General features: G+C 43.7%; 1 pseudogene. It reads left to right on the top strand.

Annotated features, from left to right (window positions below):
• A pseudogene (locus tag C1E99_RS13005) lies at positions 1–339 on the top strand (primosomal protein N'); the annotation flags it as partial.

Below are 339 nucleotides of genomic sequence, written 5' to 3'. Positions count from 1 at the left end.
AAGTTGTGGATTTCCGTGATTATATCGGTCAGCAGGAGGCTAGTAATTTTACCCCTGTTCTGATTGATAAGATTAGAGAAAAGCTGGCTCGTAAGGAACAGGTCGTTCTTATGTTGAATCGTCGTGGTTATTCTTCTTTTGTCATGTGTCGTGATTGTGGGAGTGTTGACCAGTGTCCCAACTGTGATATTTCTCTGACGCTCCACATGGACACAAAAACGATGAATTGCCACTATTGTGGTTTTCAAAAGGGGATTCCTCAGACCTGTCCAAACTGCCAAAGTCGTTCTATTCGTTATTATGGGACGGGTACGCAAAAGGCCTACGATGAATTGCAGG

This window comes from Streptococcus suis (genome assembly GCF_002964045.1).
GTDB lineage: Bacteria > Bacillota > Bacilli > Lactobacillales > Streptococcaceae > Streptococcus > Streptococcus suis_U.
Note: the sequence above shows the minus strand (reverse complement) of the source record. Positions and strands in the feature narration are given on the sequence as shown.